This is a genomic window from Brevundimonas sp. LM2 (assembly GCF_002002865.1).
Lineage (GTDB): Bacteria > Pseudomonadota > Alphaproteobacteria > Caulobacterales > Caulobacteraceae > Brevundimonas.
In genome coordinates this window covers 3,184,618-3,208,784 of sequence record NZ_CP019508.1, presented here as the reverse complement: position 1 = coordinate 3,208,784, position 24,167 = coordinate 3,184,618, and the positions used below count along the sequence as shown (strand labels likewise).

The following is a 24,167-nucleotide window of genomic DNA, read 5'->3' as shown; positions in this document are numbered from 1 at the left end:
GATGAATATGGAACCTGCGGTGACGCTTGGCGTTTGCACAGCTTCACTGTTTGGAGTCCTCCCCATGAAGAAGATCGTCGCCCTGTCCATCGTCGCCGCCGCCCTGGCCGTGTCGGCCTGCAACACCGTGTCCGGCGTCGGCCGCGACGTCTCGGCCGCCGGTTCGGCCGTCTCGACCGGTGCCGAGCAAGCCAAGAACTGATCGACCCCGCGTCGATCGAATGAAGAGCCCGCCGGCACCCGGCGGGCTCTTTGTCTATGCGTCATAGGCCACCCCCGTCAGATACAGCCCATCCGACGGCGACACCGGCCCGCAGGCCGTGCGATCCCGGGCCGCCAGCGCCGTCTTCACGTCCTCGGGGGACCAGCGGCCCAGACCGACCTCGACCAGGGTGCCCGTCATCGAGCGGACCTGGCGGTGCAGGAACGATCGGGCCTCGAACACCAGATGCACCTCCTCACCGACGGCGGTGACCCGGGCCACGTCCAGGGTCTTCTCCGGCGATTTCGACTGGCAGGCCAGGTCGCGGAAGGTGGTGAAGTCGTGGTGGCCGGTCAGGTGCTGGGCCCCCGCCTGCATGGCGATCACGTCCAGTGGCCGGCGCACGTGCCAGACCCTGCCCCGTTCCAGCGCCGGACGGCCCGGCCGGTTCAGGATCCGGTACAGATAGCGCCGCCCGGTGGCCGAGAAGCGGGCGTGCCAGTCGTCGGCCACGGCCTGACAGTCCAGCACGGCCACCCCCTCCCGCACCATGTGGGCGTTCAGGGCGTTCATCACGGTGGCGGCCGGCCAGTCTTTCTGCAGATCGACATGGGCGACCTGGCCGGTGGCGTGGACCCCGCTGTCGGTACGGCCGGCGGCGGCGATGCGGACGGTCTGGCCGCAGAAGGCCGCCACGGCGGTCTCGACCACCCCCTGGACCGTCGGCAGGCCGTCCTGGGCCTGGAAGCCCGCATAGGGGCCGCCGTCGTACTCCAGCGTCAGCCGATAGCGCGGCATCAGCCCAGGATCGTCCCAACCGGCAGGGGAAAGCCGCGCAGGAAGTCGCCCGGCCCCTGGGCCGCCTTGCCTTCGCGCTGGACCCGCAGCAGGCGCACGGCGCCGTTGCCCGTGCCGATCAGCAGCTCGTCGTCCAGCACCTCGCCGGGCGCGCCCGCGCCCTTCAGGCTGGGCCGGGACATCAGGGCCTTGATCCGGACGGGGCCGTCGGGACCCGGGGCCTCGAACCAGGCCCCGGGGAACGGGGCCAAGCCGCGGATGTGGCAGTCCAGCTCGGCGGCGGGACGGGTCCAGTCGATGCGCGCCTCGGCGGGCGTGATCTTCTTCGCATAGGTGACCTCGCCGACCTGTTCGGTCTCGGTCACGCCGCCGCGTTCGATCGCGGCCAGGGCCCGGGTCCACAGGGTGGCGCCGGTGGTGGCCATGCGATCGGACAGGGTGGCGGCGGTGTCGTCGGGCTGGATCGGCAGCACCTCGGACAGCAGGATGGCCCCCTCGTCGAGGCCCTCGGACATGCGCATGATCTGGACCCCGGTCTGGCGGTCCCCGGCCATGATCGCCCGCTGCACCGGCGCCGCCCCCCGCCAGCGCGGCAGCAGCGAGCCGTGCAGGTTGAAACAGCCGAGCCGGGGCGCGGCCAGGACCTCGGGCTTGAGGATCTGGCCATAGGCGACGACGCAGGCGGCATCGAGATCGAGGCTGGCGAAGGTCTCGATGGCGTCCCGGGCCTTCATCGAGGCGGGGGTGAAGACCGGCAGGCCCATGGTCTCGGCGAAGGCGTGGACCGGCGAGGGGGTCAGCTTCTGGCCCCGGCCCTTCGGCTTGGGCGGCTGGGAATAGACGGCCACGACCTCATGGCCGCTGGCGATCAGTTCGGCCAGGGACGGCACGGCGAAGTCGGGGGTACCCATGAAGGCGAGGCGCATGGCCTGTCTCTAGTCGCGCCGCCCCTTCGGCGCCAGTCGGGCAACCCCGGAGGCATGGGAGCGGTCGGAAAAACACCGTCCGACCCGTCCGACCCGTTCGCCTGTTCCGTTCGCGTCTCCGCCCTGCGTTGATCCCGGACGGCACTCTGGCACACAGGTGCGTCAGAATCGGACGTAGGTGGGGGCACGGGAGACATGGTCTGCGGTCACAATCTCCCGGCGGGAGAGGGCTTGAGCGCCTGAGCGCCGAAGGCGATCAGACTTGCGCGAAAGGGTGAGGGGCGGGTGGTAAGTCGGCGTGAGCCGTCGCACGGACGGTGGCGCGGCTTTCGCCCACTTCAGCAGAAGCCCATCACCCTTTCGGCTGGCGGCTCGCTGCGCTCACCGAGCCTCAAGCCCTCTCCCGCCGGGAGAGGGTGACGACTATATGCCCTCCCATGACAAAGACCCTGCATATCGATTTCGTCTCGGACGTCGTCTGCCCCTGGTGCGTGGTGGGGCTGGGCGGGCTGGAGGCGGCGCTGGCGACCCTCAAGGCCGAGGGCATCGAGGCCGAGGTCCATTTCCAGCCGTTCGAGCTGAACCCCGGCCTGCCCGCCGAGGGGGAGAACATCGTCGACCATATCGGCCGCAAATACGGCTCGACCCCCGAACAGTCGGCGGCCAACCGGGCCATGATCACCGAACGGGCGGCCGAGGCCTGGCCGGGATTCGAGATGCGGATGGGCGCGGACAGCCGCATTTGGAACACCTTCGACGCCCACCGGCTGCTGCACTGGGCCGGGACCGTGGGCGCAGGCGAGCAGAGGGCACTGAAGGCGGCGCTGTTCCACACCCATTTCACCGAGGGGAAGGCCCTGCCGGATGCGGTGGTGCTGGCCGACGCGGCGGCGGCGGCCGGGCTGGACCGGGACAAGGCCGTCGAGGTCCTGGCCGACGACCTCTATGCCGCCGAGGTGCGGGCGGCCGAGGACCTGTGGCGCTCGCGCGGGATCAATGCGGTCCCGGCCGTGGTGGTGGAGGGGAAGTGGCTGATCAGCGGCGGCCAGTCGGCGGCGGTGTTCGAGGAGGCGTTGCGGAAGATGGCGGCGGAGGCCGTGGACTTGCCTAAACCCGGATCGCGCCCATAATGACCCCATGACGCTGAACACGAAACAGTCGGTGGATACGGGGCGCAGGCTTCTGAAGACCTATGGCTCGTGGGAGAAGGTCCGTGAGGCCAGCCAGCCCGGCAAGCATGGCGTCTTTCTGGTCATGCCGCGTGATCTGGGCCGGCTGCACGAGAAGGCCGCGGCGCTGAAGGCCAAGTGACGCCGAGCTTCGGCTTCGTTCTTTCGATCCTGCTGCTCGCGCCCGGATTCGCCGCCTTCGCCGGCTATTATTTCGGGGCCCTGAGAGGCCCGGTCCGGCAGGCGCCCGCGCGACCCAACTCCTTTCTCGCCCTGGCCGCGATCACTTTCGGGGCCCTGATCGCCCATGCGATCGCCGCGATCCTGCTGGCGGGTCAGGCGGCGTGGTGCGGCGTCCTGCCGTGCGCGTCGGTGCCGTGGGAGCCGAACCTGTATCTGGAGCTACTGCGGTTCCGCAGTCCGTCCAGCGTGCCGGGGCAGGGGACGGCCGCCGCCCTGCTGGTCTCGCTGGCCGTGGTCACCGCGCTCGGGTTCGGCATCGGCTGGGTGGCGGCGTGGCGGGCGCAGAAGTCGTTCCGGCTGCGGTCCTTGATCTATGGCTGGACGGCGGACCTGGCCTTCTCCGACGCCCTGGTGGTCAGCGCCTTCGTGGTCTCGGACCTGGGCTCCGACGGCAGCTATCTGGGCTATGAGGGCATCGTCCGCGACCTGAAGATCGGCGCGGACGGGGAGATCAAGACGATCTCCCTGTCGGACTGCGACCGGTTCGTGCTGACGGTGAAGCCCGAGGGGCTGGAGCGGGTCGCCGTCGACCGGTCGATGATCCCCTTCGTGATGCTGGAGGCGGCCAACATCAAGAACATCGCCCTGAACCCCTATTTCGATGTCGAGGCGCTGCTGGCGGGGGACGATGAGCTGACGCCCGAGGAGGAGGCGGCGCTGCTGGAGGCGGAGACGAAGTTTCCTGAGGAGGGGCAGGGCTAGCTAAGGAATCCCTCAGGCGTGCATTTAATTGCTAGCTCAGTAGTTCCGCAACGCGATCAGTCATCGACTGCTCTGCTTCTTTGGCCCGGCGTCCCTCTCGCATTTTGAGTTCACGCCGCTTTGCATCTACGAGAAAGATAATCCAATCCAGCGCTTCTTCTGTTTCCAGATTGGTACTTGCTGAAATCCGTACGAACGAGCCGTCATCGAAGTCGTGACGACCTAAAGACCGTTCCCCTACAGGCTTGACCTCATCGTTCTGGATAGGCGCAGCGGGCGATCCACTACTTGGAATGTTTGGCGTCGCAACGGCCGCGTCCGACAAATTGCCCTCAACAGCCTCGGAGTTAGCGGCCGGGGAGAGACGCGCTTCCCGTTCGGCGTACGCCAGAGTGTCTCGATAGGCGAGTATAACTCCCGGTACGGCAGCCGGCGCAAAACCGTTTCGAACGAGATAGTTACGAAGAACATCTTCATTTGGCAGAGGGCCAGGAAATTTCTCACTAAGTTCATGAAAAAGAATAGGTTCTCGTGCGGCCTGTTGGATGGCCTCTCGTCGTTCTTGATCGTTCAAGGGATTCAGAAAACGCATCGCTCGATCACTGACGCGGATATCGTCGCCTCGACCTTCTAGCAGCCCGTACTTGCTTAGCGCGGATATCGCGGTTGCAGACGCTCCGTTGATGCCCGCGTAGCCCATGCTTTTGACGACTATCTCACGGGGCGCTCCGTGGGTATGTTGGCTCTGATAGATCAGCCGAACCTTATCGAGCGCTTCCGGTAAACTCAGTGACGGATAGTTCGGCGAGCGAGTGCGCTTTTCCACAAGGAGCCTCCAAGGCTGACACGATAACCGTTCGGCGTTTATGCCGAGAACAATCACTATCGTCAAGTGTTCTTGTGTTCGCAGATAGCGAGAACTTTTTGCTTGCGAGATCGCCGATTCTCGACGACAAAGGTTCCGCTTCGACCAAAAGGAGGTTTTGATGAGGAGAGTTTTAGCTCCGGCGCTCGCGCTCACCGGCGACCGGAGCCGTAACGTAAAGGGCCGTCGCTGATCCCCGGCAAGAGAAATAGCGACGGCCCATGGTGAGTCACTTGGACGGCGACTTCGCGAGAGACATCTCACGAAGTCGCCAATTCGGCTAGAACTTTCGTGGAGATGGCAATGGCCACCGCTAAGCAGCTGACGGCGCAGGATATCGCCGACATCAAGGCCCGGCTCCGGCAGGGCGAATATCAACACCACATCGCAGCGGACTACGGCCTCAACCAAGGACGTGTGTCGGAGATCAACACCGGCAAGCGTGGCGTGGTGATTCAGCCGCAAGCGCAGTTGACGATGCTCTAGCAGGGAGGGCCGGAAGCGGTGCTTCCGCCCCTTTTTGGATCGGCGGGCTACGGCACGGTCCGGTAGTAGACGCGACCGCTTTGATGCGTGCCGTCCTTTCGACGCTCGATCCCAGGAAATTCTGCGGCTCTCCGTTCCTCAACGACGTAAGTCACTTTGATCTGGCGAGCCGTGTTTTCGGTCAGGTAGGTCACATAGGGATTGTCGGCGTGCTCAAGCACTGCGGCCTTGAACACGTCACGTGCAGGAATCCAGTCGCCGCGAGATCGTCTTTCGACGATCCGAAGGAATTGGCGGCCGAATTCTTTGGCCTCTTCGGAGCGCCGCACGGCTTCAGTCGACGACATAGATCTCTCCCTTCCCCGCCCGGAACTTCGCCGACATCTCCGCCATCCCGGCCTCGGCCGTGGCGGGGTCCAGCAGCGAGCCCCCCGCGTCGTTCTGCGCCGCCGCGTCCCGGCGGATGTCCTGGCTGATCTTCATCGAGCAGAATTTCGGGCCGCACATGGAGCAGAAGTGGGCGGTCTTGTGGGCCTCCTTGGGCAGGGTGGCGTCGTGGTATTTGCGGGCGGTCTCGGGGTCGAGGCCGAGGTTGAACTGGTCTTCCCAGCGGAACTCGAACCGGGCGCGGGACAGGGCGTCGTCGTGCAGGCGGGCGGCGGGGTGGCCCTTGGCGAGGTCGGCGGCGTGGGCGGCGATCTTGTAGGTGATGACGCCGTCCTTGACGTCCTGACGGTCGGGCAGGCCCAGATGCTCCTTGGGCGTGACGTAGCAGAGCATGGCCGTGCCGAACCAGCCGATCATGGCCGCCCCGATGGCGGATGTGATGTGGTCGTAGCCGGGGGCGATGTCGGTGGTCAGCGGCCCGAGCGTATAGAAGGGCGCCTCGTGGCAGTGTTTCAGCTGCTCATCCATATTGGCCTTGATCTTGTGCATCGGCACGTGGCCGGGGCCCTCGATCATGACCTGGCAGCCCTTGGCCCAGGCGATCTTCGTCAGTTCGCCCAGGGTGCGGAGCTCGGCGAACTGGGCCTCGTCATTGGCGTCGGCGATGGAGCCGGGGCGCAGGCCGTCGCCCAGCGAGAAGCTGACATCATAGGCCCGCATGATGTCGCAGATGTCCTCGAAATGCTCGTAGAGGAAGCTCTCGCGGTGATGGCTGAGGCACCATTTGGCCATGATGGAGCCGCCGCGCGAGACGATGCCGGTGACGCGCTTGGCCGTCATCGGCACGAAGGGCAGGCGGACGCCGGCGTGGATGGTGAAATAGTCGACGCCCTGTTCGGCCTGTTCGATCAGGGTGTCGCGGAACACCTCCCAGGTCAGGTCCTCGGCAATGCCGTTCACCTTCTCCAGCGCCTGGTAGATGGGGACGGTGCCGATGGGGACGCTGGAGTTACGGATGATCCAGTCGCGGATGTTGTGGATGTTGCGGCCGGTCGACAGGTCCATGACGTTGTCGGCCCCCCAGCGGGTGGCCCAGACCAGTTTGTCGACCTCGTCGTCCACGCTGGACAGGACGGCCGAGTTGCCGATGTTGGCGTTGATCTTCACCAGGAAGTTCCGGCCGATGATCATCGGCTCGACCTCGGGGTGGTTGATGTTGTGCGGGATGATGGCCCGGCCGCGGGCGATCTCCTGGCGCACGAATTCCGGGGTGACGTAGTCGGGGATGCTGGCGCCGAAGGATTCTCCATCGCGGGTCGAGGGTCGGGGGTCGAGGGGCGAGGAAGACGAGAAGGCGGCGTTGGGGGAGGGCATGGTCGTGCCGTCGGCGAAGGTGATGGTGCTGGCTTCCGAACCTCGACCCTCGACCCTCGCCTCTTCTCTCCGCAGGTTCTCCCGGATCGCCACATACTCCATCTCCGGCGTGATGATGCCGGCCTTGGCGTATTCGTACTGGGTGACCGGGCGGCCGGGGACGCCCTTGAAGACCTTGTGCCGGCTGGTGTCGAAACGGGGGGCGAGGTTCTTGCCGGAGGCGTGGCCGTTGTCCTCGGGCTTGACCTCGCGGGGGTTGAGGACGGGCGCGATGTCGCCGCGGTCCAGTTGCCACGACGACTTCACCAGCGGCAGGCCGCGCTTGATGTCGATGGTCGCCGTGGGGTCGGTGTAGGGGCCGGAGCTGTCATAGATCGTCACCGGCGGCTCGTGAGCGCTGGGGTGGACGGCGACCTCGCGGAAGGGGACGCGGAGGTCGGGGAACAGGGTGCCGGGGACATAGACCTTCCTCGACCCGGCGCGTTCGCCGGTGGGGATGGTGCCGGTCTCGCGCATGACCTCGTCCCGCGCGTCCTTCAAGGACAGATCCACAGAAGGTTCGTGGCTATCGCTCGCGACGCGGTCGCTCACTACTTGAGCCACGAGATTGGGCTCATGCGCCGAGGCATCGGGGACGAGGGGCGGGGTGACGGCGATGTTCATGGCGGCCTCTGTGCGTTGAGGTCCGCCGACGTCGGGCGAGAGGGTCCTGTAGCGTGGACCCGTGTTTCCCATCCCTTCGCCGGCATGACCCGGATCAGGTTCGACGGGTCAGAGGCTTACCTCAATCTCAGCCGCTCGCGCGCGACCCCCCGGAGAACGACACCACGATAGACCGCGATCAGGGTTCGGACCAGCCCCCGACGGTCAGTTCCAGTTCGCCCCGGCGTGGATCGGTCTTGAACATCAGCGTCAGGTCGGCCGTGGAGCCCCCGCCCAGATAGTCGACGGTGGCGGCGGCGGTCTCGGGCGGGCCCGTGGGCGGGGTCAGGGTGGCGTTGACCTCCAGCGCCATGGCGGTGGCGCGGCCGCGGTTCTCCGCCTCGACCTCGACCCGCCAGCCGCCGGCGGCGCGGCTGACGTCGCGCACGCGCAGGATCGGGTCGGGCGGCGTGGCGGGCAGCAGGGCCTCCTGCACCAGCACGCCGAGGGCGCCGATCACCACGACCAGGCCGATCAGGGCGACCAGCCATTCCAGGATGGGATTGGCGCGTTTCAGGGCGGCTGCGGCCATCAGATCACCAACCGCGCGACGGCGGCTCCCAGAGCGGCGGGGAAGCCCAGCACCACGGTCATGGAGACGACGCCGCCCAGCGCCTGTCCGTCCGTGCGGCCGATGGCCCACAGCATGAACAGGCTGACCAGCAGTGCCAGGGCATAGCCGACCACGGTGAACTGGAAGAAGGCGCTGACCGGGTGGTCGGCCGGCTGCTGCCCGCCGAAGCCGACCGAGAACACCAGGGCATGCAGCAGGACCAGCGAGACCAGCGCCAGGGCCAGGGCGTGCCAGGCGGACAGGGTGTGGGCGATGCGGATCACCTCCTCCGTCGGGGCGATGTTCAGCGACAGGAACAGGGCGCCGGCCACCATCAGGAAGACCTCGCCCAGCCAGGAGGCCGAGTCCTCCTCCTCCTGGCCGTCGTCCGGCAGCAGCTGCTTGCGGGCCAGCAGGGCCCCCATGGCGGCGGGAATGGCCTGGATCGTGATCTGGCCCACGGCGTCCCGCGGGGCGGAGCCGGGCTGGATGATGTTGAACAGGGCCATCAGGCCGGCGGCCGTGGCGAAGCCGACGGCCAGGGCGGTCAGGGTGTTCAGCACGTCGCTGGTGGTGCTGCGGCGGGGATCGAAGCCGGCGTAGTCGGCCAGGCCGTACAGCAGCGGCAGGCCCAGGGCGACGAAGGCGATCAGCCGCCACGGCTCCATCGTGGCGCCGAAGCGCCACATCTCCTGGGTCATGAACATCGGGACGGCGAAGATCAGGGCCCCGCCGAAGGCCCGCGCCAGGTCGACGACGAAGCGTCGCTCACGCGTGAGGAGGGCGGCGATCGTCGTGTCCATGGCCCCGCAACGCTTTCGGCCAAGCTTGGCTCCCGCCGGCGATGGGATCAAACCTTGTCGCCGCCAAGCGCGAGCGGACGCGCTAGAGTGGTCCGTCGCCCCGCAGGAACCGAACCATGCAGACCGAACCCTTCGACTTCGACCGTCCCGCCGCGGAGGGCGCGGCGGCGCGGCGGGTGCGGGCCCGGCTGGATCGGCCGGACGGACAGGCGCGGGCCTGGGCGCTGTTCGCCCACTGTTTCACCTGCGGCAAGGACAATCTGGCGGCCACGCGGATCAGCCGGGCCCTGGCCGCCGAGGGGGTGGGCACGCTGCGGATCGACTTCGCGGGCATCGGCGAACAGACGCTCGCGGCGATGCCGGAGGGCTTCTCCGTCGATGTCGCCGACCTGGTGGCGGCGGCGCGGCACATGACGGCGCACGGCTGCGCGCCCGGCCTGCTGGTCGGCCACAGCCTGGGTGGGGCGGCCGCGATCGCGGCGGCGGGCGACATTCCCAGCGTCCGGGCGGTGGCGACGATCGGCGCCCCCTTCGACGTCGCCCACGTGCTGCGCCTGCTGGGCCCCCAGGCCGAGGGGCTGGGCCATGGCGAGACCCATACCGCCAGCGTCGGCGGGCGGCCGGTCTCGGTCGGGGCGGGCTTCGCCGACGATCTCAGGATGCAGGATCAGAAGGCGAGGCTGGCGGATCTGAAACGGGCGCTGCTGGTGATGCATTCGCCGGTCGACCAGATCGTCGGCATCGAGGAGTCCAGCGCGATCTTCATCGCGGCCCGGCACCCCAAGAGCTTCGTGTCGCTGGACCGGGCCGATCACCTGCTGTCGAAGCCCGCCGACGCGGCCTATGCCGCCAATGTCATCGCCGCCTGGGCCAGCCGCTACCTGGATGGGATCGAGGCCGAGTCCGCCATGCCGCCCGCCGACGGCGTGGTGCGGGTGGCCGAAACGGGGGCGGGCCGGTTCCAGGTCCGGGTCGAGGCGGGCGGGGCGATGCTGCTGGCCGACGAGCCGGTCTCGGTCGGCGGGATGGCCTCGGGGCCGACGCCCTATGCTTTGGTGGCGGCGGGACTGGGGGCGTGCACGGTGATGACGCTGCGGCTCTATGCCGAGAAGAAGGGCTTGCCGCTGGAGCGGGCGGCGGTCGAGGTGCGGCACGACCGGCAGGTGGGCCAGACGCCGCCGGACGTGTTCGAGCGGACCCTGACGCTGGACGGGACCCTGGACGCCGCCCAGCGCGCCAGCCTCTTCGCCATCGCCGAAAAATGTCCGGTGCATCGGACCCTCGAAGCGGGGGCCCGCGTCGTGACGCGGGCGGAGACCGCCATGGCGGCCCCGGCGGAGACCGAGCATTTCGCGCAGATGGAAACGGCCTGCGAGACCCAGGCCGACTAGCCCGGGACCGGAGGCCGGGCGACGGACGAGCGCTCGCGCCGGTGCCGGGGCAATGGTAGCAGTGGGCGGAACGCAAAAGGCCGACCCATGCATCTCGCCCGCTTTCCCCGTCTGCGCCTGGCGCACCTGCCGACCCCGCTGGAGCCCTTGCCGCGCCTGTCGGAGGCCCTGGGCATCGACCTCTGGATCAAGCGCGACGACTGCACCGGCTTGGCCGGCGGCGGCAACAAGACGCGCAAGCTGGAGTTCCTGTTGGGCGACGCCTTCGAACAGGACGCCGACACCCTGGTGACCCAGGGGGCGGTGCAGTCCAACCACGTGCGCCAGACGGCGGCGGCGGCGGCAGCTACGGGGCTGAAATGCGAGGTCATCCTGGAGGAACGGACGGGGTCGAAGGCGACCGATTATGTCCACAACGGCAACGTCCTGATGGACCGGCTGTTCGGGGCCATTATTCGATCCGTGCCCGGAGGATCGGACATGCCGGCCGAGCTGGAGGCGACGGCGGAGGCGGTGCGGGCGCGGGGCGGACGGCCCTATGTGATCCCGGGCGGTGGGTCGAACGCCATCGGCGCCCTGGGCTATGTCGACTGCGCCCGCGAGATCGTGGTCCAGGCCGATGAGCTGGACCTGGCCATCGACCGGATCGTGACGGCGACGGGCAGCGCCGGGACCCATGCCGGGCTGGTGGCGGGGCTGGCCGTCCTGGGAGCCGACATTTCGGTGCTGGGCATCGGCGTCCGCGCGCCGAAGGAGAAGCAGGAGGCCAATGTGATGAAACTGGCCCGGGAAACCGCGATGCTGCTGGGCCACGCCGACCGGGTGACGGACGCCATGGTCGTGGCCGACTGCGACTATGTCGGCGCCGGCTACGGCCTGATCGACCAGGGGGTGGCGGACGCCCTGATGCTGGCGGCGCGGACCGACGGGATCGTGCTGGACCCGGTCTATACCGCCAAGGCGATGAAGGGGCTGATCGCCCTGGCCCGGGCCGGGCGGTTCGAGGGGGAACGGGTGGTCTTCCTGCACACCGGCGGGGCCCAGGGTCTGTTCGGCTACCAGGGCGAGCTGGACGCGATGCTCTAGCGCGCTTGCCCCGCCAGGCTGGGCGTGAGGGCGTCCGGGTGCTGACCCTCCGGCCCGACGAGCGGGCGGTGGCCTAGTTCGAGCTGGCGCCGACCGGCTGCGTGCGGCTCAGGCCGCCTTCGCCTGCGGGATCTCGACGAGGCCGGGGCGGTGAATGGGGAGGTCGAAGCTGACGGTGGTGCCTTTCCCGGGCGTGCTCTCCATCCGCATTTCGCCCTGGTGCAGTTCGATCAGCGACTTGGTCAGGGCCAGGCCCAGACCGGTGCCCTGGGTGGTCTTGGAGTGCTGGCCCTCGACCTGTTCGAAGGGATGGGCCAGCCGGGCCAGGTCGGCCTCGGCGATGCCGATGCCCGTATCGGCGACGGCAATCCGCATATGGGTCTCCCCGCGCTGCGTGACGGAGACGGTGATCTCGCCGCCTTCCGGGGTGAACTTCACCGCGTTCGAGATCAGGTTCAGCATCACCTGCTTCAGGCCGCGGTAGTCCGCCTCGATCTGGGGCACATCGCCGGCCTTCAAGGTCAGGGTCAGGCCGCAGTCCTGCACCTTGCCGCGCATCAGGCGAATGGCGTCCTCGCACACCTCGGTCAGGGACACCGGTTCGTAGTGCAGGGTCATCTTCCCGGCCTCGATCTTGGCCATGTCCAGGATGTCGTTGATCAGGCTCAGCAGATGCTGACCGGATTTCAGGATGTCGTGGGCGTAGCCCTTGTATTTCTCGTGTCCCAAGGGACCGAACATCTCGCCGGCCATGATTTCGGAGAATCCGTTGATGGCGTTCAGCGGGGTGCGAAGCTCGTGGGACATGTTGGCCAGGAACTCCGACTTGGCCTGGTTGGCGGCCTCGGCCCGGGTCATGGCGATTTCGTATTTACGGGCCAGCTGGCTGAGCATGCCCTGGCTCGCCTCCAGCTCGGCCACGGTCTTGCCCAGGGACTCGGCCGCCCGCTGGCGCTCCACTTCCTGACGGCGGATGGCGGTCACATCCGCCGCGGTGATGACGGTGCCGCCGTCGCCGGTGAACCGCTCGGCCAGCTGCAGGACCCGCCCGTCGTTCAGCTCGACCTCGCGCGCGCCGGCCCGGCCTTCGGGCGACGGCCGGTCGGCCTTGATGGCCAGGGCGGCGATGCGGTTCAGCTCGTCCTTCTGGGCCCCCTTGCGCACGGCCTCGTCGGCGAAGCCGAAGGCGTCCTTGAACGCCTGGTTCCACAGGATCAGCCGACCCTGCCGATCGAACAGGACGAAGGCGTCGGACACGCTCTCGATGCCGTCGCGCAAACGTCCCTCGGCGGCCTGGGCCTGGGCCTTGGCGCGCCGCGCCTCGGTGATGTCCATGGCCACGCCCATGATCAGGTCGAAGCCGTCTTCGCCGCGTGCGCCGCGGGCCTGGCCCCGGGCATCGATCCAGCGGACGCCGCCACCCTCCTTGGCGACGGGGAAGGTCACCTCGAACGCCCCGAAGGTCGCGGCCTGACGCAGGGCGTGTTCGACCAGATTGCGATAGCGGGGATGGATCCGGTCCATCACCGCCTGGCTGCTGACGCCGCCCCCTGCGGGCAGGCCGACCAGGGCGGCCATATAGTCCGAGATCTCGACCGTTTCCCTGTCCAGATCCCATTCCCAGACGCCGCAGCGCGCGGCCTCGACGGCGACGCGGAAGCGGTTCTCGCTTTCGGCCCACACCTTGGCCGCGCGTCGCTCCTGCCAGCGCTGCAGAATGGCCATTCCCACGACCAGAACGCCCAGCCCCAGGGGCGCGATGAACAACCACAGATCGCTGACGACGGCGGCGGCACCGCTGATGCTCTGGCGCCAGGCGACGGCGACCAGCCCCGTCTCGCCCACCCTGACCCCCACGGCCGACAGCGGGCCGCCGGCCGTCCGGCCGATGACGGGCGAATGCGACTCGACCAGATCGCCGATCTCCAGGCCGAGGCGGGCGTTCAGCGTGGTCGTCTCACCCAGTATGCCGCCATCGGCGCGAACGATCAGAACGCCGTCCTGGGCCGGGGGACGCGTCAAGGCGGTCAGGGTGCGCTCGGTCGTCGTGCGCCGGCTGAAGACGGCGGTGGTCGTCTGATCGAATTCCGCCCGGCGCGCGCCGGTGACCGCGAGCGTCCGGCCGCCGGGGGCGCTGACCATGAAGGCCGTCTCGGGCGCGATGCGTCGCGCGGCTTCGATCGCCGCCAGGGGGCGTTCCGGCGCGTCGGCAAGGCCGACCGCAGCGACATCGAGGCCGAGCTGAGCGCGGCTCAGCGATGCATCCAGCTGCGCGGCGGCCAGCTGAGCGGCCGTGACCAGGGCCTCCTGCCGCAGCGCGGCCAGCTCGCGGGCGGGTCGGGTGCTCTCGCGCGCAAAGATCAGGACGTAGCTGGCCACACCCAGGGCGAGCGCGAGCAACAGGATCCTGGCCCAGGTGGGCAGGCCGTCTGGCCGGTCCGCGGCACGGCGGCCCGGATGCTGAATGCGGCGCTCAGTGCCCCGCAAGGCGCTCTCCCAGAGGTTCGCGGCCTGATCCGGCGGGGCCGGGTGCGCGCGCGTTCGTGTCGCGGTCGAATCTAGGCTGCGTCGCTGAATCCTGTCGAGACCCGTCCAATGGATTAGGCGGCGACCGCCCTCTGGGAGAGCGGCAGACCGATCTGGCTTTCCGCCGGGGCCCCGACGATCTGGGTGATGGACTTCAGGATCTCATGCGCTTCCCGCGCCAGGGCGAGGCTTTCGGGCGGGGCGTCGTCCGGGTCTTCGGACACGGCATCGACCAGCCGCTGCGCCAGCTGCATCAGCCGGGGCGCGGAGACGATCAGACGACCCTGGAACTCGATCTTCTGCGGATCGCGATCGTATTCGGCCCCGGGCACGCGCCAGCCGCCCCAGTCGGCGGTATCGGTGACCACGACGGGATAGCTGCCGGGATAGGGGTGATGGGGCACGTCCTCGGCGGACTGCCACTTGTTGCGGGCCCGCAGCAGCCGCCAGTCGCCGACGTCCCGGCTGGCCTCGTCCTCGACCGGCAGGCTCAGTTCGCCGGCCTGGAACTCGCGCCCCAGGCCGACGTCGTAGGTGACGCGGACCGGTTCCTCGAAGCCCTTGGCCCAGACGGGCTGGACCTTCTCCACCTGAGCCCAGGCGCCCACGCACTCGACCCAGACCTTCTGGCCTTTTTGAAACTGAGCGCGCGCCATGGAGGTCCCTTTTTCTCCGCCGATGGTGCCGGAGGCCGCCTTGACACAGGGTTTCCGGACAGGGTGAAGGGATCGTGAAGACCGGGAAAACGGGGGCGTCGCGGGCAAAAGACGCCCCGCGACAGCGCTGCGCCTCGACGCGGCCCGCTCGCCTCCCCATTGTCCTGTCCATGAACCGTCGTGACCTCCTGACCCGGGCCGCGCTGCTGGCCGGCGGGCTGGGCGGCGCCTGGTGGCTGCGTGAAAACGTGCTGTGGCGCGATCCCGCCATGAGCTTCGGACCCGACGGGACCAGCGGATGGGTCTCCTATGACGAGCCGCGCGCCGCCACGCCCACGGCCCTCGTCACCATCGCCGGTCAGACGGTACGGGCCCTGATCGATTCCGGCGCGCAGTTCTCCGTGATCGACAGCGGGCTGTTCGACGCCCTGGGCTTGACCCGTTCCGTCGACGTGCCGCTGGTGGCCTATGGCGTCGGAGGCGGGGCCCAGATGGGCCGGGGCACGACGCTGCAGATCGCGCTCGGCGACATGCGGATCGCCGGACTGCGCGCCGCCATTCTCGAACTGGGCCCCCTGGCCATGCGGCAGGGCCTGTCCGCGCCGCTGATCCTGGGCCAGGACGTGCTGGGCGAAACCGTGCTCGAGCTGGACACGACCGCGCATCGCCTGAGGTTTCACGACCGGGCCGCGCATCGTCTGCCGGAGGATGTCCTGCCGGTGACGGTCGGGCGGGCGCGCGGCGCGCTGCATACCGAGGTCACGGTCGAGGGCGCGCGGTTTCAGGCCGTGGTGGATACGGGGGCCTCGGCGATCCTGGCCCTGGGGCGCGAGACGGCGGTCACTGCAGGCCTGCTGGACGGCCGGCCCGTCCGCGAAGGCCGCAGCATCGTGCTGGGCGGGGCCATTGCCTCCGAACTGGTCCGGGCACGGACGATCACCATCGGCGATCAGCTGTACCAGGACGTCGAGACGGCGATCTATGCCGACGTGGCCCTGCCGGGGTTCCCGACCGCCCTGGTCGGGATGGCGGCGTTCGAGGGTCAGAGGGTGCTGCTGGATCTGGGCGGCCCCGCCCTCCACACCTCGCGTCCGCTGGACCTGGGGGGCGGCTAGAGCTTGATCGTTTGAGGTGTGTGGATCAGGCTTCAGGGCCGGGTCTGGCCCGTGCCGGTGACCAGATATTTGAAACTGGTCAGCTGTTCGGCGCCCACCGGGCCTCGGGCGTGCAGGCGCGAGGTCGAGATGCCGATCTCGCCGCCGAAGCCGAACTCGCCGCCGTCGGCGAACTGGGTCGAGGCGTTCCACAGCACGATGGCGCTGTCGACGGCCTGCTGGAAGGCCGCGGCGGCCCAGGCGTCCTCGGCCACGATCGCCTCGGTGTGGCCGGAGCCATAGGTGGCGATGTGGGCGATGGCCTGGTCCAGCCCGTCGACGATCCGCACCGCCAGCATCGGGGCCAGATACTCCGTCGACCAGTCGGCCTCCTCGGCCGCCGCCATGCCGGGGACCAGGGCCATGGCCTCGGCGTCGCCGCGCAGCGCGCAGCCCGCCGCCGTCAGGGCCTGGGCCACCGGCACCAGCAGACGCTCGGCCGCCGTCCGGTCCACCAGCAGGGTCTCGGTCGCGCCGCAGACGGAGACGCGCCGCATCTTGGCGTTGACCACGACGTCGACCGCCATCGCGGGATTGGCCGAGGCGTGCAGATAGGTGTGGTTCAGCCCCTCCAGATGGCCCAGCACGGGCACCCGCGCCTCCGCCTGGACCCGCGCCACCAGGCTCTTGCCGCCGCGCGGGATCAGCAGGTCGATCGTCCCCTCCAGCCCGGTCAGCAGGGCCCCGACGGCCGCCCGGTCCGGCGTGTCGACCAGCTGCACCGCGTCCAAGGGCAGGCCGGCCTCGACCAGGCCCTCGACCATGGCCGCATGGATGGCGCGCGAACTGTCCAGACAGTCGGAGCCGCAGCGCAGGATGGCGACATTGCCCGAGCGGATCGACAGGGCGGCGGCGTCGGCGGTCACATTGGGCCGGCTCTCATAGATGATGGCCAGCACGCCCAGGGGCGTGCGCACGCGCTGGAAGGCCAGGCCGTTCGGGCGGGTCCAGCGGTCGGTGACGACGCCCAGCGGGTCGGGGAAGGCGGCGACCTCGTCGACCGCGTCCGCCATGGCCGCGATCCGGGCCGGGGTCAGGGCCAGACGGTCCTGCAGGGCCTCGCTCATGCCATTGGCGCGGGCCCGATCGAGGTCGATCCGGTTGGCGCTCAGGATGGCGTCGGCCCGCGTCCGCAGCGACCGGGCGGCGGCCGCCAGAGCGCGGCTGCGGACCTCGGCCGGCGCGGTGCGGACGGCCTGGGCGGCGGCGCGGGCGCGGCGGCCCATGCCCCGCATGTCGTCGTCGATCTCGCTCATGGGGTCAGCACCAGGTCGTCGCGGTGGATGGCCACGCCCGGCCCCTTATAGCCCACGATGGCCTCGATCTCACCCGAGTGGCGACCCAGGATCAAGGCCATCTCGTCGGCGGAATAGGCCGCCAGACCGACGCCCACGGCGGTGCCGTCGATCAGCACGCGCACGCTGTCGCCTCGGTCGAACCGACCTTCAATCCGGCGGACGCCGGAGGCCAGCAGGCTGCGTCCGCCCGCCAGGGCCTCGGCCGCCCCCGCGTCGACCTCCAGCAGGCCGGCCGGTTCCAGACTGCCGGCGATCCAGGCCTTGTAGGCCTGCAGGGGGCTGGCGGGGGCGGTGATCAGGGTGGCGCGGGCCCCCTGGCTGGCGGCGAACAGGGGACGGGGCACGAGGCCGGAGACGATCAGGGTGGCGCAGCCGGCCGAACGGGCGATGCGGGCCGCCTCCAGCTTGGTCGTCATGCCGCCGGTGCCGACCGAGGCCTGGGCGTTCGCCCCGCCCGCCATGGCCAGGATCTCGGGCGTCAGGGCCTCGATCCGGTCGATGTGGCGGGCGTCCGGGTCGCGGCGGGGATCGGCCGTGTACAGGCCGTCGACGTCGGACAGCAGGATCAGCAGGTCGGCCCGGGCCAGCTGGGCCGTGCGCGCCGCCAGCCGGTCGTTGTCGCCGTAGCGAATCTCCTCGGTGGCCACGGTGTCGTTCTCATTGACCACCGGAACGACGCCGAGCTTCAGCAGGGCCTCCAGCGTGGCCCGGGCGTTCAGCCACCGCCGGCGCCGCTCGGTGTCGTCGCGCGTCAGCAGGACCTGGGCCGGGGTCATGTCGCGCGAGGCCAGGGCGCTCTCCCAGGCCTGCATCAGCAGAGACTGACCGACGGCGGCGGCGGCCTGTTTCTCGTCCAGCCGGGCGTTCCTCTCCAGCCCGAGCCGACCCCGCCCGAGGGCCACGGCCCCGGACGAGACGACGATGACCGACCGGTTGCCGGCCCGCAGCAAGGCGATGTCCTCGGCCAGGCCGGTCAGCCAGGACAGGGCCGGCCCCTTGCTCTGATCATCGACGACCAGCGACGAGCCGACCTTGACCACCACGCGGCGGGCATGGCGGAGGGTCTCGGCGGCGGTCACGGACTGGGAGGGCACACCGGACCATGGCCCGGTGGCCGGTTCCCGACAAGCGATCAGGTGGCGGTGTACCCCTCGCAGCTGGCCGGGTCGCCCGACCGATAGCCGCGCTGCAGCGCCTCGACCCGCTGGGCCGAGGTGCCGTGGGTGAAGCCGTCCGGGTTGACCTGTCCGCCCGAGCGACGCTGCAGGGCGTCGTCGCCGATCGCCGAGGCGGTCTTCATGCCCTCCTCGAGATCGCCCGGCTCCACCGCCACCTCGCCGTTGGACACGGCCGCCGCATTGGCGGCCCAGACCCCCGCGTAGCAGTCGGCCTGCAGCTCCAGCCCGACCGAATACTGGTTCGCCTCGGCCTCGCCGGAGGCGCGGGCCTGGGCCTGCTGAACCCGCTGGGAGGCACCGGTCAGGGTCTGGACGTGATGGCCGATCTCGTGGGCCAGGACATAGGCGCGGGCGAAGTCCGCGCCCGAGGCCCCCAGGTCATTTTCCATCTGCTGCCAGAACGACAGGTCGAGGAAGACCTGCCGATCGGCCGGGCAGTAGAAGGGGCCCATGGCCGACTGGCCGAAGCCGCAGCCGGTGGAGGTGCCCTGTTCGTACAGGACGATGTTCGCAGGCGGGGTGTAGCCGTCCAGCTTGGTGGCCCAGACCTGGTTGATGTTGCCGCCGACGATGTCGATGAACTGGCCGGCCTGATCCTCAGGCGTCCCCTGGGTCCCCTCCTGGGCGGCGCTGGCCCCGCCGAACTGGCTGGCGACCTGGGTGGTGGTCGAGGGATCGATCCCGAAAACGAAATATCCGATCAGCGCCAGGACCGTGACGCCGATCCCGCCGCCCGCGATCGCTCCGCCGCCCATGCCGCGCCGATCCTCGACGCCGCCGCCACCCCGTTGTCCACCCTGCCAGCGCATGTCCGTCTCCCCGTTGTGTGTCCCAAGCTAGGCCGGAACGCGGTCGGGACGGAAGGGATGCGTGGCGATCAGCGGGGGGCGCTCAGCGCGGCCTGCGATCCAGCCAGTCGTCGATCTGCGTCACGCCCGCCACGGCGGTGTCGCGGTCGCGTCGGGCGGCCTCGGGCGTCTGGGGGATGAGGGGCTGCAGCGGGATATAGGGTTCGGGGGCGCGCGCCGCCTGAAGGTCCTGCCGGGTCAGGCGGGCACCCAGCTGGTTCTGACGCGCCGTGGCGGCCTGGTCGCGCGAGCGCTGGTACAGCCGCTCGTTCTCGTAGCGGTGCTGATCGGCGACCGTGGCGCCGACATAGGGGATGACGGGCCGGACCTGGGCGCTGACGGTGCCGGCGACGGCCATCAGGGCGAGGGCGGGCAGGGGGGCGAGCCTCTTCATGGATGGAGACATGGGTTCCGTTGCCGCAGTCGCCAAGCGGAGCCGCAACCTCGGGGCCTCTGATCGGTTCTTCGACCCTCATTTCAGCGGCAAGGAGCCTCCCCATGACCCAATCCCTCACCGGCAAGCGCGTCGCCGTTCTCGCCACCGACGGCGTGGAACAGATCGAACTGCTTGATCCCGTCAAGGCGCTGAAGGCGGCAGGGGCCACAGTCGAGGTGATCTCGCTGAAGACCGGCACGATCCAGGGCTTCAACCACCTGACTCCCGGAGACGCCATCCCGGTCGACAAGGCCCTGTCGGACGCCGACGCCGGCGACTACCAGGCCCTGCTGCTGCCCGGCGGCGTGGCCAATCCCGACCAGCTGCGGGTGGAGGAGCCGGCGCTCGACTTCATCCGGGCCTTCTTCGAGGCCGGCAAGCCGGTGGCCGCCATCTGCCATGCGCCCTGGCTGCTGATCGAGGCCGGCGTGGCGAAAGGCCGTCGCCTGACCAGTTTCAAGACCATCCGCACTGATCTGCGCAATGCCGGGGCCGAGGTGGTCGACGAGGAGGTGGTCGTCGACAACGGCCTGGTGACCAGCCGCAGCCCCGACGACCTGCCGGCCTTCAACGCCAAGATGATCGAAGAGATCGCCGAAGGCCGCCACGGTCACGGCGTCTCGGCCTAGTCGAGGGCGAAGACCGAGCTGCGCTTGATGGCGAAGTCTTCCAGCCCGCGCGTCGTGGGCACCTGGTACTCCGCCAGGAGCGTCAGGCCCGCGGCGTCGAAATAGGTGCGGTGGGGATCGCCGATCAGCACGCGCGATCCCTGCCGGCGCGCCTGCCGCAGCCAGGCCATGACGCGGTCGGTCATCGGCTTTTCGTAGCAGACGTCCCCGGCGCACAGCACGTCCACCTTGGGCGGGTCATGGTCCAGCAGGTCGGTGTCGGTGAATTCGACGGCCACGTCGTTGGCGGCGGCGTTCAGGGCCACGGCCGCGCCGCAGAAGGGATCGATATCGACGCATCGCACGGTGGTCGCCGCCGACAGGGCGGCCGCGATCCCGACCAGTCCGGAGCCGGTGGCGAAGTCCAGTACGGTCCTGCCGGCGACCTCCTCCGGATGGTCCAGCAGCCAGCGCGCCAGACCCTGACCGCCTGACCAGGCGAAGGCCCAGAAGGGCGGGGGCAGGCCCAGTTCGCCCAGTTCCTCTTCCGTCATGCGCCAGATCGGCGTGATCTCGTCGGCCAGCCACAGGCGGATCTGAGGCGTGTGCGGCACGGCCTGAAGCCGGGTGTTGGCCAGGATGAAGGCGCGGGGATCGGCGATGGCCATGGCGGGGATGTGAGCCCTCCGGCCCTGTTCGGCTAGAGCCAGGGGTTCAGCAGGGCGCGCATATCCACCCGCGCCTTCAGCCGGGCCGCCATCAGATAGACGCCGCCCAGCTTGCGCTGGATGAACAGGGTGTCGATGGGCGGGATGTGCCAGACGGCGCGGTCCTCGGCGAAACTCATTCCCCGCGTCCGCAGCTGGGCGACCACGGCGGTGTCGCCGAAATCGAACGGCTCGGTCGCCTGGAACGGGGCCAGGACCAGGTCGAACATGGCCTCCAGGCCGGCCCGGTCCTTGTTCAAGGCCCGGTCGTCGAAGAAGCCGATCCGCCGCGCCGCAGCGATCGCCCCGTCACGATCATTGGCCAGGGCGGCCCTCAGGAAGACGCGATAGCCCTCGGCCACCTCGGGCCCGATCGCGCGGGTGGCCCCGAAGTCCAGCAGGACGATCCGGCCGGTCGCGGGGTCATGGCGATAGTTGGCGAAGTTGGGATCGGTCTGCATCAGGCCGAACGCGAACAGTTCGCGCAGCAGCAGTCGCATCAGCACCGTGGCCACCCGGTCACGCTCGGCCTGGGGGGCGGTGGCCAGATCTTCGACCGGGTCGCCGGGCAGATAGGTCATGGCCAGGACGTCGGGCCGGGTCAGGTCGGCGTGCAGGCGCGGGACCACGAAATCGGGATCATCGGCCAGCAGGGTCGCGAACCGGGCGAGATACTGACCCTCTCGCTCGTAGTCGGCCTCCTCGTGCAGCTGGCGCTTGGCCTCGCCCAGCAGGGGGGTGACGTCCAGTTCCCTGGGCATCAGGCCGGACAGACGCATCAGGGCGGCGACGTTGTCGACGTCGCTGTCGATGCTGTTCCGGACTCCCGGATACTGCACCTTGATGGCCAGGTCGTCGCCGTTCAGCGTCAGGGCCCGGTGAACCTGGCCGATCGAGGCGGCGGCGACGGGGTCGAAATCGAAGCGCGTGAACCGCGCCTCCCAGCCCCGGCCCCAGCGGCGGTTCAGGGCGGCCTTCAGCTGGACCTGGGGCATGGGGCGGGCGTCGGCGCGCAGCCGCGACAGGATGTCGGACAGCTCGGGCGGCAGCATCTCGCCGGCGTCCATGGAGATCAGCTGGCCCACCTTCATCGCCGCCCCGCGCAGCTGGGCCAGCTGTTCGGTGACCCGCACGGCATTGGCCGGGGTCAGCAGCAGGTCGCCGACGGTCGGCCGCCTGCCTTGGCTGAACTGGCGCGCCCCCTCGGCCAGCATGCCGCCGGCCACGCCCGAGGCCAGTCCGCCGAAGCGGGCGAGACGGGACAGCCGGCCGCTGGGGACGGCCATGCCTCTGGGATTTTCAAGGGGCGGGCGCATGCGGCAGAGATGGGCCGTCAGACGGTCGACCGGAATGCGGCATGTCAGCCGGGCCTCCGAGCCGTCTCCACCGACCTTCCGGGTGCACTCACCGCATGTCGCGTTGACCTGACAAAGTCAGGTTGACATGACATATGGTGGATGTAAGGTAGGCCTTACAAATGAGGAGGCCGGACATGGCTTGGGACAGCAGTACAGCGGCGCGCCGCTACAGACTTCGCACGATCGCGTTCACCGTGCCCTATGTTGCGATCTGCGTGGCGATGATGACCACGGATGCTTTTGACGAAGTCATGGGCAAGCCGGCCGCCTGGGTACTGGCTGCGGCCGTGTCCGCGCCGGTGATCGGCCAGATCTGGGCCGTGCTCGCCTTCATGCGCGAAAGCGACGAGTTCGTCCGGGGCGTGACGGCCAAACAGTTCATCGTCGCGGCGGGACTGACGCTGGCGGTCGCCGCCTTCTGGGGGTTCGGTGAGAGCTTCGCCGGGGCCCCACATATTGAGACCTGGCTGATCGTCCCGCTCTTCTTCGGCATGTACGGGGTCGTTTCGCCCTTCATCCGCAGCAGCCGATGAAGAACGGACTGAAAGCCCTCCGCGTCGAACGCGGCTGGACCCAGGAGCAGCTGGGGCAGGCGCTGGGCGTCTCGCGCCAGGCGGTCAACGCCCTGGAGACCGAGAAGCACGACCCCTCCCTCGACCTCGCCTACCGGATCGCCGTGCTGTTCGGCCAGCCGGTCGAGACGATCTTCGAAAACCCCCACGCCTGACACTCGTCAGGCCCATCCAAAGGACATCGAGATGAAGTTTCCCACTGCCTTGCTGCGGTGCCGGCGCCCCCGTGCCTGGTTCCCGATCGTCGTCGCCGTCGTGGTGGCCTGTACGGTCGCCAACGAACAGGCCAAGGCCGAACCGGCGCATGCGGTTCAGGCCGCCACGCCCTTCACCTCCGGCCGGCTGTCGGTCGAAGTGATCGGGTCCGGCTCCGACGTCATCCTGATCCCCGGCCTGGTGTCCTCAAGCGAAGTCTGGCGGCCGCTGGCCACGCGGCTGGCCGCGACCCACCGGGTGCATCTGGTCCAGCTGGCCGGGTTCGCGGGCGAGCCCTGGAACCACGGCGACGGCCCCTTCGTCCAGCCCGAGGTCGACGAACTGGCGCGCTATGTCGCCGAGGCGGGCCTGGATCGGCCCGCCGTCATCGGCCATTCGATGGGCGGCCTGTCGGGCCTGCTGCTGGCGCAGCAGCACCCGGAGCGGGTCGGGCGGCTGATGATCGTCGACGCCCTGCCGTTCTACAGCGCCCTGTTCGGCCCGACCGCGACGGCCGAGTCCGCCCGTCCGTTCGCGGCCCGGATGGCCGCCGGAATGCTGGCGTCCGACGACGCCGCCTTCCGCGCGCAACAGGCCCAGGCGGCCGTCGGCCTGACGCGCGATCCGGCGATGCGCGAGACCATGGTCGAATGGTCGATGGCCAGCGACCGCCGCGCCGTCGCCGCCGCCCTGACCGACGTCATGACCACCGATGCCCGGCCGGGTCTGGCCGCCATGACCACGCCGGTGACCGCCCTCTATGCCTCCGATGCCGACGGCGGCGCGCCGGCCGCCATCGCCGATGCGATGTGGACGCGGGAATACGCCGGCTTGCCGGAGGTGACGCTGATCCGGGTCGACGGCAGCCGTCACTTCATCATGGCCGACCAGCCGGACCGGTTCGTCGCCCTGGTGGACGACTTCCTGAAGTGAGCCGCGGCTCG

The 24,167-nt window shown here is 69.4% G+C and carries 27 protein-coding genes and 1 riboswitch; of the genes, 12 read left to right on the top strand and 15 right to left on the bottom strand.

What is annotated here, in order from left to right; translation table 11 throughout:
- Positions 1–64 precede the first annotated feature (64 nt).
- Positions 65–202 (top strand): entericidin A/B family lipoprotein, encoded by a 138-nt coding sequence (locus tag BZG35_RS15875; protein WP_077357122.1) that lies wholly within the window; start codon positions 65–67, stop codon positions 200–202.
- A gap of 54 nt (positions 203–256) precedes the next feature.
- Here the strand turns inward: BZG35_RS15875 and truA are convergent, their stop codons facing one another.
- Both truA and fmt read right to left on the bottom strand, forming a co-directional pair.
- Positions 257–1,000 carry a tRNA pseudouridine(38-40) synthase TruA gene (gene truA, locus BZG35_RS15870; protein WP_077357120.1) on the bottom strand — a complete coding sequence of 248 codons (744 nt, stop codon included), beginning with the start codon at positions 998–1,000 and terminating at the stop codon, positions 257–259.
- Positions 1,000–1,926 (bottom strand): methionyl-tRNA formyltransferase, encoded by a 927-nt coding sequence (fmt, locus tag BZG35_RS15865; RefSeq protein WP_077357118.1) that lies wholly within the window; start codon positions 1,924–1,926, stop codon positions 1,000–1,002. The genes truA and fmt overlap by 1 nt, the downstream gene beginning before the upstream one ends.
- A 437-nt stretch (positions 1,927–2,363) precedes the next feature.
- Here fmt and BZG35_RS15860 point away from each other — a divergent pair, with 437 nt between their 5' ends.
- From BZG35_RS15860 to BZG35_RS15855, 3 genes are read left to right on the top strand one after another with little or no spacing between them, the layout of a single operon-like run.
- Positions 2,364–3,056 (top strand): DsbA family oxidoreductase, encoded by a 693-nt coding sequence (locus BZG35_RS15860; protein WP_077357116.1) that lies wholly within the window; start codon positions 2,364–2,366, stop codon positions 3,054–3,056.
- Positions 3,057–3,063: 7 nt separating this feature from the next.
- Entirely contained in the window at positions 3,064–3,237 is a 174-nt protein-coding gene (locus tag BZG35_RS18045) for a hypothetical protein (RefSeq protein WP_171981983.1), read from the top strand.
- A complete protein-coding gene (locus tag BZG35_RS15855) occupies positions 3,234–4,040 on the top strand; it encodes a hypothetical protein (RefSeq protein WP_077357114.1) in 807 nt (268 codons plus the stop codon). Before BZG35_RS18045 ends, BZG35_RS15855 begins: the two co-directional genes overlap by 4 nt.
- A 31-nt stretch (positions 4,041–4,071) precedes the next feature.
- Here BZG35_RS15855 and BZG35_RS17765 read toward each other — a convergent pair whose 3' ends face one another.
- Positions 4,072–4,866, bottom strand: coding sequence for a hypothetical protein (locus BZG35_RS17765; protein ID WP_150126073.1), 795 nt, complete (start codon positions 4,864–4,866; stop codon positions 4,072–4,074).
- Positions 4,867–5,208: 342 nt separating this feature from the next.
- On the opposite strand from BZG35_RS17765, the gene BZG35_RS15850 reads away from it, so the two are divergent.
- Positions 5,209–5,391, top strand: a complete 183-nt coding sequence (locus tag BZG35_RS15850; RefSeq protein ID WP_077357112.1) for a hypothetical protein — start codon at positions 5,209–5,211, stop codon at positions 5,389–5,391.
- Positions 5,392–5,438: 47 nt separating this feature from the next.
- Here the strand turns inward: BZG35_RS15850 and BZG35_RS17760 are convergent, their stop codons facing one another.
- The 4 genes from BZG35_RS17760 to BZG35_RS15835 form a co-directional block, all read right to left on the bottom strand.
- A complete protein-coding gene (locus BZG35_RS17760; protein ID WP_150126072.1) occupies positions 5,439–5,738 on the bottom strand; it encodes a hypothetical protein in 300 nt (99 codons plus the stop codon).
- Positions 5,725–7,668, bottom strand: a complete 1,944-nt coding sequence (gene thiC, locus BZG35_RS15845; protein ID WP_077358209.1) for a phosphomethylpyrimidine synthase ThiC — start codon at positions 7,666–7,668, stop codon at positions 5,725–5,727. Before thiC ends, BZG35_RS17760 begins: the two co-directional genes overlap by 14 nt.
- Positions 7,669–7,868: 200 nt before the next feature.
- Positions 7,869–7,977: riboswitch (TPP riboswitch) on the bottom strand.
- A 16-nt stretch (positions 7,978–7,993) separates the two neighbouring features.
- Positions 7,994–8,386, bottom strand: coding sequence for a hypothetical protein (locus BZG35_RS15840; protein ID WP_077357110.1), 393 nt, complete (start codon positions 8,384–8,386; stop codon positions 7,994–7,996).
- Positions 8,386–9,210: a TIGR02587 family membrane protein gene (locus tag BZG35_RS15835; RefSeq protein ID WP_077357108.1), complete on the bottom strand. Its 825-nt coding sequence runs from the start codon at positions 9,208–9,210 to the stop codon at positions 8,386–8,388. The genes BZG35_RS15840 and BZG35_RS15835 overlap by 1 nt, the downstream gene beginning before the upstream one ends.
- A 116-nt stretch (positions 9,211–9,326) precedes the next feature.
- On the opposite strand from BZG35_RS15835, the gene BZG35_RS15830 reads away from it, so the two are divergent.
- Both BZG35_RS15830 and BZG35_RS15825 read left to right on the top strand, forming a co-directional pair.
- Complete coding sequence (locus BZG35_RS15830; protein ID WP_077357106.1) at positions 9,327–10,601, top strand: bifunctional alpha/beta hydrolase/OsmC family protein; 1,275 nt, start codon at positions 9,327–9,329, stop codon at positions 10,599–10,601.
- Positions 10,602–10,688: 87 nt separating this feature from the next.
- Positions 10,689–11,687: a D-cysteine desulfhydrase gene (locus BZG35_RS15825; RefSeq protein ID WP_077357105.1), complete on the top strand. Its 999-nt coding sequence runs from the start codon at positions 10,689–10,691 to the stop codon at positions 11,685–11,687.
- 108 nt (positions 11,688–11,795) lie between these two features.
- Here the strand turns inward: BZG35_RS15825 and BZG35_RS15820 are convergent, their stop codons facing one another.
- Together BZG35_RS15820 and BZG35_RS15815 are read right to left on the bottom strand one after the other, a co-directional pair.
- On the bottom strand, positions 11,796–14,174 hold the full coding sequence (locus BZG35_RS15820) for an ATP-binding protein (RefSeq protein ID WP_150126071.1): 2,379 nt from the start codon (positions 14,172–14,174) through the stop codon (positions 11,796–11,798).
- Positions 14,175–14,287: 113 nt separating this feature from the next.
- Entirely contained in the window at positions 14,288–14,869 is a 582-nt protein-coding gene (locus BZG35_RS15815) for a hypothetical protein (protein ID WP_077357103.1), read from the bottom strand.
- 170 nt (positions 14,870–15,039) lie between these two features.
- Here BZG35_RS15815 and BZG35_RS15810 point away from each other — a divergent pair, with 170 nt between their 5' ends.
- Complete coding sequence (locus tag BZG35_RS15810; protein WP_077357101.1) at positions 15,040–15,984, top strand: retropepsin-like aspartic protease; 945 nt, start codon at positions 15,040–15,042, stop codon at positions 15,982–15,984.
- A 32-nt stretch (positions 15,985–16,016) separates the two neighbouring features.
- Here BZG35_RS15810 and BZG35_RS15805 read toward each other — a convergent pair whose 3' ends face one another.
- From BZG35_RS15805 to BZG35_RS15790, 4 genes are all read right to left on the bottom strand, one after another.
- The gene (locus BZG35_RS15805; protein WP_077357099.1) at positions 16,017–17,279 is read right to left on the bottom strand and encodes a glutamate-5-semialdehyde dehydrogenase; all 1,263 of its coding nucleotides are present in this window, start codon (positions 17,277–17,279) and stop codon (positions 16,017–16,019) included.
- The gene (gene proB, locus BZG35_RS15800) at positions 17,276–18,400 is read right to left on the bottom strand and encodes a glutamate 5-kinase (RefSeq protein WP_077358207.1); all 1,125 of its coding nucleotides are present in this window, start codon (positions 18,398–18,400) and stop codon (positions 17,276–17,278) included. Before proB ends, BZG35_RS15805 begins: the two co-directional genes overlap by 4 nt.
- A gap of 53 nt (positions 18,401–18,453) precedes the next feature.
- Positions 18,454–19,308 carry a neutral zinc metallopeptidase gene (locus BZG35_RS15795; RefSeq protein WP_077357097.1) on the bottom strand — a complete coding sequence of 285 codons (855 nt, stop codon included), beginning with the start codon at positions 19,306–19,308 and terminating at the stop codon, positions 18,454–18,456.
- Between the two features lie 82 nt (positions 19,309–19,390).
- Complete coding sequence (locus BZG35_RS15790) at positions 19,391–19,741, bottom strand: hypothetical protein (RefSeq protein ID WP_077357095.1); 351 nt, start codon at positions 19,739–19,741, stop codon at positions 19,391–19,393.
- Positions 19,742–19,845: 104 nt separating this feature from the next.
- On the opposite strand from BZG35_RS15790, the gene BZG35_RS15785 reads away from it, so the two are divergent.
- Positions 19,846–20,412 carry a type 1 glutamine amidotransferase domain-containing protein gene (locus tag BZG35_RS15785; protein WP_077357094.1) on the top strand — a complete coding sequence of 189 codons (567 nt, stop codon included), beginning with the start codon at positions 19,846–19,848 and terminating at the stop codon, positions 20,410–20,412.
- Here BZG35_RS15785 and BZG35_RS15780 read toward each other — a convergent pair.
- On the bottom strand, positions 20,409–21,059 hold the full coding sequence (locus BZG35_RS15780; RefSeq protein ID WP_077357092.1) for a methyltransferase: 651 nt from the start codon (positions 21,057–21,059) through the stop codon (positions 20,409–20,411). The genes BZG35_RS15785 and BZG35_RS15780 overlap by 4 nt on opposite strands.
- Before the next feature lie 32 nt (positions 21,060–21,091).
- Positions 21,092–22,384, bottom strand: coding sequence for an AarF/ABC1/UbiB kinase family protein (locus tag BZG35_RS15775; RefSeq protein WP_253189202.1), 1,293 nt, complete (start codon positions 22,382–22,384; stop codon positions 21,092–21,094).
- A 206-nt stretch (positions 22,385–22,590) separates the two neighbouring features.
- Here BZG35_RS15775 and BZG35_RS15770 point away from each other — a divergent pair, with 206 nt between their 5' ends.
- From BZG35_RS15770 to BZG35_RS15760, 3 genes are read left to right on the top strand one after another with little or no spacing between them, the layout of a single operon-like run.
- Complete coding sequence (locus tag BZG35_RS15770) at positions 22,591–22,989, top strand: hypothetical protein (protein WP_077357088.1); 399 nt, start codon at positions 22,591–22,593, stop codon at positions 22,987–22,989.
- Positions 22,986–23,183 carry a helix-turn-helix transcriptional regulator gene (locus tag BZG35_RS15765; protein WP_077357086.1) on the top strand — a complete coding sequence of 66 codons (198 nt, stop codon included), beginning with the start codon at positions 22,986–22,988 and terminating at the stop codon, positions 23,181–23,183. The genes BZG35_RS15770 and BZG35_RS15765 overlap by 4 nt, the downstream gene beginning before the upstream one ends.
- A gap of 31 nt (positions 23,184–23,214) precedes the next feature.
- A complete protein-coding gene (locus tag BZG35_RS15760; protein ID WP_077357084.1) occupies positions 23,215–24,156 on the top strand; it encodes an alpha/beta fold hydrolase in 942 nt (313 codons plus the stop codon).
- Positions 24,157–24,167: the final 11 nt, after the last annotated feature.

Coding starts and splice junctions, on each gene's coding strand:
- BZG35_RS15875 (WP_077357122.1), top strand. CDS start 65: ATGAAGAAGATCGTCGCCCTGTCCATCGTCGCCGCCGCCCTGGCCGTG.
- truA (WP_077357120.1), bottom strand. CDS start 1,000: ATGCCGCGCTATCGGCTGACGCTGGAGTACGACGGCGGCCCCTATGCG.
- fmt (WP_077357118.1), bottom strand. CDS start 1,926: ATGCGCCTCGCCTTCATGGGTACCCCCGACTTCGCCGTGCCGTCCCTG.
- BZG35_RS15860 (WP_077357116.1), top strand. CDS start 2,364: ATGACAAAGACCCTGCATATCGATTTCGTCTCGGACGTCGTCTGCCCC.
- BZG35_RS18045 (WP_171981983.1), top strand. CDS start 3,064: ATGACGCTGAACACGAAACAGTCGGTGGATACGGGGCGCAGGCTTCTG.
- BZG35_RS15850 (WP_077357112.1), top strand. CDS start 5,209: ATGGCCACCGCTAAGCAGCTGACGGCGCAGGATATCGCCGACATCAAG.
- BZG35_RS17760 (WP_150126072.1), bottom strand. CDS start 5,738: ATGTCGTCGACTGAAGCCGTGCGGCGCTCCGAAGAGGCCAAAGAATTC.
- thiC (WP_077358209.1), bottom strand. CDS start 7,668: ATGCGCGAGACCGGCACCATCCCCACCGGCGAACGCGCCGGGTCGAGG.
- BZG35_RS15840 (WP_077357110.1), bottom strand. CDS start 8,386: ATGGCCGCAGCCGCCCTGAAACGCGCCAATCCCATCCTGGAATGGCTG.
- BZG35_RS15835 (WP_077357108.1), bottom strand. CDS start 9,210: ATGGACACGACGATCGCCGCCCTCCTCACGCGTGAGCGACGCTTCGTC.
- BZG35_RS15830 (WP_077357106.1), top strand. CDS start 9,327: ATGCAGACCGAACCCTTCGACTTCGACCGTCCCGCCGCGGAGGGCGCG.
- BZG35_RS15825 (WP_077357105.1), top strand. CDS start 10,689: ATGCATCTCGCCCGCTTTCCCCGTCTGCGCCTGGCGCACCTGCCGACC.
- BZG35_RS15815 (WP_077357103.1), bottom strand. CDS start 14,869: ATGGCGCGCGCTCAGTTTCAAAAAGGCCAGAAGGTCTGGGTCGAGTGC.
- BZG35_RS15810 (WP_077357101.1), top strand. CDS start 15,040: ATGAACCGTCGTGACCTCCTGACCCGGGCCGCGCTGCTGGCCGGCGGG.
- BZG35_RS15805 (WP_077357099.1), bottom strand. CDS start 17,279: ATGAGCGAGATCGACGACGACATGCGGGGCATGGGCCGCCGCGCCCGC.
- BZG35_RS15795 (WP_077357097.1), bottom strand. CDS start 19,308: ATGCGCTGGCAGGGTGGACAACGGGGTGGCGGCGGCGTCGAGGATCGG.
- BZG35_RS15790 (WP_077357095.1), bottom strand. CDS start 19,741: ATGAAGAGGCTCGCCCCCCTGCCCGCCCTCGCCCTGATGGCCGTCGCC.
- BZG35_RS15785 (WP_077357094.1), top strand. CDS start 19,846: ATGACCCAATCCCTCACCGGCAAGCGCGTCGCCGTTCTCGCCACCGAC.
- BZG35_RS15780 (WP_077357092.1), bottom strand. CDS start 21,059: ATGGCCATCGCCGATCCCCGCGCCTTCATCCTGGCCAACACCCGGCTT.
- BZG35_RS15775 (WP_253189202.1), bottom strand. CDS start 22,384: ATGGCCGTCCCCAGCGGCCGGCTGTCCCGTCTCGCCCGCTTCGGCGGA.
- BZG35_RS15770 (WP_077357088.1), top strand. CDS start 22,591: ATGGCTTGGGACAGCAGTACAGCGGCGCGCCGCTACAGACTTCGCACG.
- BZG35_RS15765 (WP_077357086.1), top strand. CDS start 22,986: ATGAAGAACGGACTGAAAGCCCTCCGCGTCGAACGCGGCTGGACCCAG.
- BZG35_RS15760 (WP_077357084.1), top strand. CDS start 23,215: ATGAAGTTTCCCACTGCCTTGCTGCGGTGCCGGCGCCCCCGTGCCTGG.